Origin of the sequence: uncultured Streptococcus sp., assembly GCF_938036805.1 — a bacterium.
Taxonomy (GTDB): Bacteria; Bacillota; Bacilli; order Lactobacillales; family Streptococcaceae; genus Streptococcus.
Window position 1 is genome coordinate 1 of the sequence record NZ_CALHWC010000132.1, and the last position, 8,524, is coordinate 8,524.

At 44.6% G+C, this 8,524-nt stretch carries 9 protein-coding genes and 1 pseudogene; all 10 read left to right on the forward strand.

What is annotated here, in order from left to right:
- Window positions 1-47: 47 nt before the first annotated feature.
- Window positions 48-878, forward strand: coding sequence for a peptide chain release factor N(5)-glutamine methyltransferase (prmC, locus tag Q0191_RS05180; RefSeq protein ID WP_297664445.1), 831 nt, complete (start codon window positions 48-50; stop codon window positions 876-878).
- On the forward strand, window positions 871-1,461 hold the full coding sequence (locus Q0191_RS05185) for an L-threonylcarbamoyladenylate synthase (protein WP_297664447.1): 591 nt from the start codon (window positions 871-873) through the stop codon (window positions 1,459-1,461). The genes prmC and Q0191_RS05185 overlap by 8 nt, the downstream gene beginning before the upstream one ends.
- 47 nt (window positions 1,462-1,508) lie before the next feature.
- On the forward strand, window positions 1,509-2,771 hold the full coding sequence (gene glyA, locus Q0191_RS05190) for a serine hydroxymethyltransferase (RefSeq protein ID WP_297664449.1): 1,263 nt from the start codon (window positions 1,509-1,511) through the stop codon (window positions 2,769-2,771).
- A 1-nt stretch (window position 2,772) separates the two neighbouring features.
- On the forward strand, window positions 2,773-3,747 hold the full coding sequence (locus tag Q0191_RS05195) for a nucleoid-associated protein (RefSeq protein ID WP_297664451.1): 975 nt from the start codon (window positions 2,773-2,775) through the stop codon (window positions 3,745-3,747).
- Complete coding sequence (locus Q0191_RS05200) at window positions 3,747-4,349, forward strand: lysozyme family protein (protein ID WP_297664452.1); 603 nt, start codon at window positions 3,747-3,749, stop codon at window positions 4,347-4,349. The genes Q0191_RS05195 and Q0191_RS05200 overlap by 1 nt, the downstream gene beginning before the upstream one ends.
- Before the next feature lie 220 nt (window positions 4,350-4,569).
- Window positions 4,570-5,067, forward strand: a complete 498-nt coding sequence (locus tag Q0191_RS05205) for a GAF domain-containing protein (protein ID WP_125371728.1) — start codon at window positions 4,570-4,572, stop codon at window positions 5,065-5,067.
- Entirely contained in the window at window positions 5,067-6,731 is a 1,665-nt protein-coding gene (gene dnaX / locus Q0191_RS05210) for a DNA polymerase III subunit gamma/tau (RefSeq protein WP_297664455.1), read from the forward strand. Before Q0191_RS05205 ends, dnaX begins: the two co-directional genes overlap by 1 nt.
- Before the next feature lie 38 nt (window positions 6,732-6,769).
- Window positions 6,770-6,961, forward strand: coding sequence for a DUF3272 family protein (locus tag Q0191_RS05215; protein WP_125379726.1), 192 nt, complete (start codon window positions 6,770-6,772; stop codon window positions 6,959-6,961).
- 210 nt (window positions 6,962-7,171) lie between these two features.
- Window positions 7,172-8,455, forward strand: a complete 1,284-nt coding sequence (gene aroA / locus Q0191_RS05220) for a 3-phosphoshikimate 1-carboxyvinyltransferase (RefSeq protein WP_297664458.1) — start codon at window positions 7,172-7,174, stop codon at window positions 8,453-8,455.
- Window positions 8,448-8,524, forward strand: a pseudogene (locus Q0191_RS05225) (shikimate kinase); the annotation flags it as partial. The gene aroA and the pseudogene Q0191_RS05225, both read left to right, overlap by 8 nt.

Genomic DNA, 8,524 nt, shown 5'->3' on the forward strand with positions numbered 1-8,524 from the left:
TTGGTTCTCTATGACCAAACGCAAAAACTAGAAGAGCTGAATAAATAATGACATTAGCTCAATATTTAGCTGAGTTAGAGCAGGAGCTAGTGGTAGCGGGAGAAGAAGCGGAAAGCCTGTCTTTCGTTTATCGGGCACTCAATGACCTCTCCTTTACTGATTTTGTTCTCAAGCTTCAGGCAGAGGTTAGTCAGGAAGATCGTGACCAGCTGAAAGCAATTCATGAACAGCTGCTCTCTCATAAGCCAGCCCAGTATATCATTGGGAGCAGTGACTTTCACGGCTTGACTCTCAAGGTGGATGAGCGGGTGTTGATTCCAAGGCCTGAGACAGAGGAACTGGTGGAACTGATTTTGTCAGAAAATCCTGAAAGCTCTCTGTCTATCTTGGATATCGGAACGGGTAGTGGAGCCATTGCTCTGGCACTGGCAAATAGCCGTCCAGACTGGCAGATTACTGCCTCTGATCTCTCGAAAGATGCTCTTGCCTTGGCTGCGGAAAACACCCAGTCCTGTGGCCTCAATCTTACTTTTGTCCAATCTGATTGCTTCGATGTAATTCAAGGAAAATTTGAAATTATCGTCTCTAACCCGCCCTATATTTCAGAAGCGGATAAGGACGAAGTCGGTCTCAATGTTCTGACGTCAGAGCCTCACATGGCCCTCTTCGCAGAGGAGGATGGCTATGCAGTCTATCGGAAAATAGCCGAGCAGGCAGGGGACTATCTGACAGAAAAAGGGAAAATCTATTTGGAAATTGGCTACAAGCAAGGAGACGGCGTTGCGGAGTTATTCAAAAAATCTTTCCCGCAAAAACGAATCCGAGTCTTGAAGGATCAATTTGGCAAAGATAGAATGGTGGCAGTGGACAATGAATAAGATTGAAAAGACTCTGGCAGCAGGCGGAGCGGTTGTTCTGCCGACAGAAACTGTTTATGGCCTCTTTGCTCAAGCCTTGAACGAAGAGGCGGTTGACCGAGTTTATGAATTAAAAAGAAGACCTCGTGACAAGGCTCTCAATCTCAATGTGGCTAGCCTGGAAGAAGTTTACCGTTTTTCTAAGAACCAGCCCAGCTATCTGGGAAAACTCTATCAATCCTTCCTACCTGGGCCACTGACTATTATCCTCCAAGCCAATGACCGAGTGCCTGCTTGGATAAACTCAGGTATGGAAACTGTGGGCTTTCGGATTCCTAAGCATCCGGTTACGCTGGACTTAATTCGTAAGTACGGCCCCTTGATAGGTCCATCCGCCAATCTTTCTGGAAAAGCCAGTGGAACTGATTTCCAGCAGATTATGCTGGATTTTCAAGAGCAAGTTTCGGGAGTAGAAGATGATGCTTCCTTGACAGGTCAGGATTCAACCATTCTGGACTTGTCTGGAGAAAAGGCTCGTATTTTGCGCCAAGGAGCCATTACCCGCGAGGATATTCTCGCCCAAGTAAGTGATATAATATTTTAACTTTTAGGAGCCTAGCGCCCTATTTTCTCAAAAGAAGGAGACACCTTATGATTTTTGACCAAGAAGATTACAAAGCATTTGACAAAGAACTCTGGGAAGCTATTGCCAATGAGGAAGAGCGTCAGCAACATAATATCGAGCTGATTGCTTCAGAAAACGTCGTTTCTAAAGCTGTTATGGCTGCTCAAGGTTCTATTTTGACCAATAAATACGCTGAGGGCTACCCAGGTCGTCGCTATTATGGTGGAACAGACGTAGTGGATGTCGTAGAGAGTTTGGCAATTGAGCGCGCTAAGGAAATCTTTGGTGCTAAATTCGCCAATGTTCAACCTCACTCAGGCAGTCAAGCAAATTGTGCTGCTTATATGGCTTTGATTGAGCCAGGTGATACAGTGATGGGCATGGATTTGTCTGCTGGCGGTCATTTGACTCACGGTGCGTCAGTCAGCTTCTCTGGCCAAACCTACAATTTTGTATCTTATAGCGTTGATCCAGAAACAGAATTATTGGACTTTGATGCCATCCTCAAGCAAGCTAAGGAAGTACAGCCTAAGTTGATTGTGGCGGGTGCTTCAGCTTATTCTCATATCATTGACTTTTCAAAATTCCGTGAAATTGCTGATGCAGTCGGTGCCAAGCTGATGGTAGATATGGCTCACATCGCTGGATTGGTCGCTGCTGGTCTCCATCCAAGTCCTGTTCCTTATGCGGATATCACAACCACGACGACTCACAAGACCTTGCGCGGCCCTCGTGGTGGTTTGATTTTAACAAATGATGAAGAATTGGCTAAGAAGATTAACTCAGCTATCTTCCCAGGAATTCAGGGTGGACCATTGGAGCACGTCATTGCAGCTAAGGCTGTGGCCTTTAAAGAAGTGCTGGATCCAGCTTTCAAGGTTTATGTTCAGCAAATTTTGGATAATGCCCAAGCTATGGCCCAAGTCTTCCGTCAGCATGACAAGTTCCGTGTGATTTCTGACGGAACTGAAAATCACCTTTTCTTGGTGGATGTTACTAAGGTTGTAGAAAATGGGAAAGTAGCGCAAAATCTCTTGGATGAGGTCAACATTACGCTCAATAAAAACTCCATCCCTTACGAGACTTTGTCACCATTTAAGACTAGCGGTATTCGTATCGGTACAGCAGCCATTGCAGCTCGAGGCTTTGGTGTCACAGAAAGTATCAAGGTGGCTGAGCTTATTATCAAGGCTCTGGAAAATGCTGAAAACGAAGCGGTACTCAATCAAGTGCGAGCGGAAGTTCGTGAATTGACGGATGCTTTTCCGCTCTATGAAGGTTTGAACTAAGATGGACATTTACGTAAAAAAGGCCATCATTCATCAATTCAGTCCAGCTGATACTGAACTGCTGCTGGCGGATAAGTTTCTCAATATCACTCCCAAGATTGAGGAATACTTGCGTAAGAAAATCGAGCGTGTCTATTCAGACGAGGCTAAAACAGGCATTTTCGAACCTGATAATGTCTTTTTGGCTCAGCTTTCGGACGACTTATTGGAAACATCCGTGACGGTGGCCAAACTTTGGCAGGAAGAGTTTTCGGTCAGTGAAAACCAGAAAACCAACGATCTGATTTTCGTTCAGTTTGACAAGGAAGGCGTGGAGCATTTTGCTTTTCTGCGGATTGCGCTGCGGGAAACCCTGACCCACTTGGGTGGTGAGACGGATAATCCAATCAAGCTGACGCAGAACAATCTGCCTGGCTTTGGTACAGGTGCGGACGAGGCTTTGGTCATCAATCTCCAGTCTCGCAAGTACCATCTGATTGAAAAGCGCATCAAGTACAATGGTGCCTTTCTCAACTATTTTTCGGATAATCTCTTGCAGGTCAGTCCCAAGATTTCACCAAAAAAATCTATCAAAGCTCTGGAAAAAACAGCTCAAAAGATTGCTGAAAGCTTTAACACAGACGACTTTCAGTTCCAGTCTAAGGTCAAATCCAGCATTTTCAAAAATCTGGAAGAAAACGACGAATTGTCTCCTGAAAAGTTGGCGGACGAGCTGTTTGACAGCAATCTGACAGCCAGACTTACCTTTATTGACCAAGTTAAGGAAACTGTGCCAGAGCCAATCAAGTTTGATGAGATTGACAGCAGTCGCCAGAAAAAGAAGTTCGAAAATCAAAAATTATCCCTCTCTAATGGAATAGAGCTAATCGTTCCCAATAATGTTTATCAGGATGCTGAATCCGTGGAATTTATCCAGAACGACAACGGGACCTATTCTATTCTCATCAAAAATATCGAGGATATACAAAGTAAATAATGTTTAAATTTATCAGAAGATTGATTTTGGTCATCATTCTGGCTGCCATTGCGATAAAAGGCTATCAAGTCCATCGTGATGTTAAGCAGGTTATGACCTATCAAAACTTGGTTAGAGAAGTACTGGACGAGCAGGATACGGCGGCCAATGAAGAGCTAGTCCTAGCCATGATCTACACGGAAACCAAGGGAAGAAACAACGACCTCATGCAGTCTAGTGAGAGTGCAACAGGTGAAATCAATTCGATTACAGACAATAAAGAAAGTGTTCGGCAAGGTATTCAGACTTTATCGGACAATCTAGAGTTGGCCAGCGAGAAAAAGGTAGATGTTTGGACGGCGGTTCAGGCCTATAATTTTGGCCAGGCTTATATCGACTATGTTGCGCAAAATGGCGGCGAGAATACGCTCGAGCTTGCAAAAAAATACTCAAAAGAAGTGGTTGCACCTAGTCTTGGCAATGTGACTGGAAAAACCTATTCATACTATAATGTACTTTCCATTTTTTACGGGCCCGAGCTTTATATCAATGGTGGAAATTACTACTATTCGCGTCAGGTACGACTAAATATGTACCTTATCCGCTTTATGGGGTGGCTGTAAAAAGATGAGTTGAGCATGTTTTGTGTTTCTATAGCATCAGGGGCTGGGATGAATAATCTCAGCCTCTTATATTTTGAGCAGGAAAGATGAAGCTTAGGACTATCCGTTGTAGCGATCAGAATAAGAAAATGTTTTCCAACTTGAAGCTCGGACTAGAAAAGAAGATAAAAAAATTTTATTTTTTCTCCTGTAGGACGGGCTTTTTGATATAATAGAAAGTATGAATAAAAGGGAAAAAATTTCAAATTATCAACTATTACTGGCTCAGCTGGAAGCCTTGTTGGAGGGTGAGACCAACGCTTTGGCCAATCTTTCTAATGCTAGCGCCCTGCTCAATCAAGCCCTGCCCAATTCGGTTTTTACTGGTTTCTATCTTTTTGATGGGAACGAGCTGATTTTGGGGCCCTTTCAAGGGGGCGTTTCTTGTGTCCACATTGCATTAGGTAAGGGAGTCTGTGGGGAATCTGCTGAGAAAGAGCAGACGATTATCGTAGATGATGTGACCCAGCATGCCAACTATATCTCTTGTGATAGCCGTGCTAAGAGCGAGATTGTGGTGCCCATGGTAAAAGATGGCCACCTTTTGGGAGTGCTAGATTTGGACTCAGCCTTGACGGGTGATTATGATAAGGTAGATCAGGAATATCTAGAAAAGTTTGTTCAGATTTTGCTTGAAAAAACGACTTGGAATTTTGAAATGTTTGGAGAAAAAGCCTAATGTATCAAGCTTTATATCGAAAGTACCGCAGTCAGACCTTTGGTCAGCTAGTGGGGCAGCAGGTAGTAGCTACCACCCTGCGTCAGGCTGTGGAGCAAGGCAAAATCAGCCATGCCTATCTCTTTTCTGGTCCGCGTGGAACAGGGAAGACAAGTGTTGCCAAGATTTTTGCCAAGGCTATGAACTGTCCGAATCAAAAGGACGGTGAGCCCTGCAATGACTGCTATATCTGCCAGGCTATTACTGAGGGAAGCCTTGAAGATGTTATAGAAATCGACGCAGCTTCTAATAATGGGGTAGATGAGATTCGTGATATTCGGGACAAGTCTACCTATGCGCCTAGTCTGGCCAAGCACAAGGTCTATATCATTGACGAGGTGCATATGCTCTCGACTGGAGCTTTTAACGCCTTGCTCAAGACCTTGGAAGAACCGACAGAAAATGTGGTCTTTATCCTAGCAACGACAGAGCTGCATAAGATTCCAGCAACCATTCTTTCCCGCGTCCAGCGTTTTGAGTTTAAGTCTATCAAGACGCAGGATATTATTGGTCATATCGAGTGGATTTTGGAACAGGAAGGGATTGACTTTGAGAAGGAAGGTGTGCAGATTATTGCCCGTCGAGCCGAGGGCGGTATGCGAGATGCCCTGTCTATCCTCGATCAGGCTCTTAGCTTGACTCAGGAAAATCGTTTGACTACGGACATTGCTGAGGAAATCACTGGCTCGATCAGCTTGGGAGCTTTAGATGCTTATGTAGCAGCCTTGATTGCGCATGACGCAGTCACAGCCTTAGACAATCTCAATCTGATTTTTGATAGTGGTAAAAACATGGCCCGCTTCGTAACGGACCTCCTGCAATATCTGCGCGACTTGATTATTGTCAAAACTGGCGGGGAAAATCATCATGCCAGCGAGCTCTTTTTGGAAAATCTCAAGACACCGCAGGAGACTCTCTTTGCCATGATTGAGATAGCGACCAAGAGTCTAGCAGATATCAAGAATAGCCTGCAACCTAAGATTTATACAGAAATGATGACCATTCGACTGGCTGAGGAAAAAGCAGGTTTGGACCAGATCCCTGACAACTTGGCAGAAGAACTGTCTAATCTCAAGCAGGAAATCCAGCAGCTCAAGCAGCAATTGGCCAATGTTGGCAGTCAGCCAGCTCAAGCAGCTAAGAAATCAGAGGCACGACCTCAGAAGACTAAGACCTATCGAGTAGACCGCAATAAGGTCAATGCCATCTTGGAAGAAGCGGTGGAAAATCCTGAATTGGCTCGCAGCAATTTGACTAAGCTGCAAAATGCTTGGGGTGAAATCATCGAGAGTCTGGCAGGAGCGGACAAGGCTCTGCTCATTGGTTCGCAGCCAGTCGCGGCCAATGAAAATCATGCTATTTTGGCATTTGAGTCTCATTTCAACGCTGAGCAGACCATGAAAAGAGAAAATCTCAATACCATGTTTGGGAATCTGCTGAGCAATGCTGCTGGCTTTTCACCAGATATTCTGGCTATTTCTCTCGAGGATTGGACTCAAATTCGGGCAGAATTTTTAGCTAGAAGTCGTAGTAATAAGGCAGAAGCAGCTGAAAAGCAGGAAGAAAGCTGGATACCGGAAGGCTTTGATTTTCTAGCGGAAAAAATCACCGTGCAAGATGATTGAATTTAGATTTTTATGGTTTTTCATGCTATAATGGAAGAATGAATAGACGACAATTTATAGTAATGGCGGCTTTTACAGCCCTAGAAACATATTTTTTTAATGAAGCAATCATGTCTGAGAACTATCTGATGGCTATTTTCTGGGCCATTTTGATTGGTCGCAATCTGCAGATTAGCTATGTCATGGGGCGGATTATGGATGAGATTGATAAGCATTTAGGACACAAATAATGGCTAAATCAGAGATTGACTAGAGCAAGAATCTAGAACTCTCGTGGTTTTGATAAGGAATAAAGGGAGGCTGAGAGACGATTGTCGCAGCCTCTTTTATCATGTAGAAAAGGCAAAAATGACTAAGAAGTGGGAATGAATACAATAAATTTTTAGAAATTGCTATTTTTATGATAAAATAGAAGTTAGTAGCAATTGAAAGGGGCATCTATGAAGTTAAGAACAAAGGCCAAAGGCCTGAATGGTCGTATCCGTGTACCGGGTGACAAATCAATCAGTCACCGTTCGATTATGTTCGGGAGCTTGGCCAAGGGCCTTACAGTGGTTCACGATATTTTGCGAGGTGAAGATGTCCTTTCTACAATGCAGGTCTTTCGTGATTTAGGCGTCAAGATTGAAGATGACGGAAAGACTGTTAAGATCTACGGTGTTGGTTTTGATGGCCTCAAGGCGCCACACAATAAATTAGATATGGGCAATTCAGGAACCTCCATCCGCTTGATTTCAGGTGTCTTGGCAGGTCAGGATTTTGCGGCAGAGATGTTTGGGGATGATAGTTTGTCCAAACGTCCGATGGATCGGGTAACCCTGCCTCTTAGTCAGATGGGTGTGGATATTTGGGGTCAGACAGAACGAGATTTACCGCCACTTCACATCCATGGCCGAAAAGATTTAAAGCCTATCCATTACCAGCTGCCAGTAGCTTCCGCTCAAGTCAAATCAGCCTTGATTTTTGCGGCTTTACAGGCACAAGGCGAGTCCGTCATTATTGAAAAGGAAATCACCCGCAACCATACAGAGGATATGATTGTCCAATTTGGTGGTCAGATTGATGTTAAGGGTAAGGAAATCCGTGTGCAGGGTGGACAGACCTTTACTGGGCAAGAAGTGAGAGTGCCTGGTGATATCTCCAGCGCAGCCTTCTGGCTGGTTGCAGGATTGATTCTGCCCCAGTCCAAAATCGTCCTTGAAAATGTAGGAATCAATGAAACTCGGACAGGGATTCTTGATGTTATCAAGGCAATGGGCGGTAAGATGACCCTTTCTAATATAGATGAGGTGGCCAAATCCGCTACGATTACCGTTGAGACTTCTGAGCTGAAGGGAACGGAGATTGGCGGAGAGATTATTCCGCGCTTGATAGACGAGCTTCCGATTATTGCCCTTTTAGCTACCCAAGCTGAGGGCAGAACGGTGATCCGAGATGCAGAGGAGTTAAAGGTCAAAGAAACCGATCGGATTCAGGTTGTTGCAGATGCTTTAAATAGCATGGGAGCAGCTATAACTCCCACAGCAGATGGCATGATTATCGATGGAAAAACGCCTCTTCATGGTGCAACCATCAATACATTCGGCGATCATCGTATTGGAATGATGGCAGCCATTGCGGCTCTATTAGTTTCGGATGGAGAGGTGGAGCTGGAGCGGGCAGAGGCTATCAATACCAGCTATCCTAGCTTCTTCTCAGACTTGGAGGGCTTGGTGAATGGCTAAGATTTTACTTGGCTTCATGGGAGCGGGAAAATCAACGATTGCGAGAGCCTTGTCAGCAGATTTTCTGGA